Annotated in this window: 1 protein-coding gene and 2 pseudogenes; 2 read left to right on the forward strand and 1 reads right to left on the reverse strand. The window is 49.8% G+C overall.

What is annotated here, in order from left to right; genetic code table 11:
- Together C7N83_RS13910 and C7N83_RS13915 are read left to right on the forward strand one after the other, a co-directional pair.
- A pseudogene (locus C7N83_RS13910) lies at positions 1-149 on the forward strand (IS5/IS1182 family transposase); the annotation flags it as partial.
- Between the two features lie 303 nt (positions 150-452).
- Entirely contained in the window at positions 453-776 is a 324-nt protein-coding gene (locus C7N83_RS13915; RefSeq protein WP_106743288.1) for a hypothetical protein, read from the forward strand.
- Positions 777-964: 188 nt separating this feature from the next.
- On the opposite strand, the pseudogene C7N83_RS13920 reads toward C7N83_RS13915, so the two are convergent.
- Positions 965-1,106 (reverse strand): annotated as a pseudogene (locus C7N83_RS13920) (alpha/beta hydrolase); the annotation flags it as partial.

Consider the following 1,106-nt stretch of genomic DNA (forward strand, 5'->3'; position numbering starts at 1 on the left):
GGGGCTTTGGTACGCTGCACCGTAAATTCCGCTATCGCCGTGCGGCTTATTTTGGTTTATTGAAAGTCACTGCGCAAAGTCATTTGAAGGCGGTTTGTATCAACCTGCCGAAGGCTGCCAACAGGCTCCGTGTGCCTGCTGCTGTCTGAAAAGGGGGGGGATATGTTCCAAAATAGGGAATCATAGGTAATTATGGGGCATTTAATATTGAAAAAAAGCGTACGTTAGTCACCTAAGTACGCTTTTTTTGATTATGGGTTGGGTTTTGCAAAGGTCTCAGACGGTAAGTTCTCCTTCGGCTGCAAACAACACACGGCTACAAACAGCATAGCCGTACCGGCTGTGAAGGGCTATATCGGGAAACTGCACATCAGTCCTGCGGACGGACACGGGTGCAACCACTTCGAACTGTGGCTTAGCGATATTGCCCGAGATGTCAGGGTTAATACAGCGTGTCTTCAGAAAACACACCCAGCAAAGACAAAGCCGACGATAAAGGTTATGACGGCAAAGCCAACCGGGTGTTTCTTCACAGCAAAGGGTTTTCAGACGGCATGATGCGTAAAGCACACATAGGCTGCCTGCTAACCGAAGCCGATAAAGGCTATGACGGCAAAGGTGACCGGGCGCTGCTTCACAGCAAAAAAGTTTCAGACGGCATGATACGTAAAACGTACAGAGGCCGTCCGTTAACCGAAGAAAATAAGGGAAGAAATAAGCTTCAGCCCCGATTCCACCCCCTGACAAGCCTGCTCCCGCATCATAATGGTAAATGATGCCGCGTAAGCGGCGGAAGTAAATGCCGCTGTATTTTGATTTACACCGGCTGACCGGGCGGCAAGAGGTGCGGTTGTCCCTGCGGCAAAGCACCCGATTAAACGGCTCTGTTTATACCGGCTTAACCGGCTTTTTCTCATTAAGTGCCATCCCGGAATATTTTAGTTATCTGGGACAGCCCCTTAATTTAACCCAAAATCATTGGTGCAAAGCGGCTGATGGTATCGCGCAACACAATCAGTTTGCCGTGGAAAAAGTGGGTAGAGCCGGCAAGGGCAATCACCGGAATACCTTGCGGTTCTGCCCATGCCAGGACTTTTCCGATTTCG

Origin of the sequence: Neisseria iguanae (genome assembly GCF_003013245.1) — a bacterium.
Classification (GTDB): domain Bacteria; phylum Pseudomonadota; class Gammaproteobacteria; order Burkholderiales; family Neisseriaceae; genus Neisseria; species Neisseria iguanae.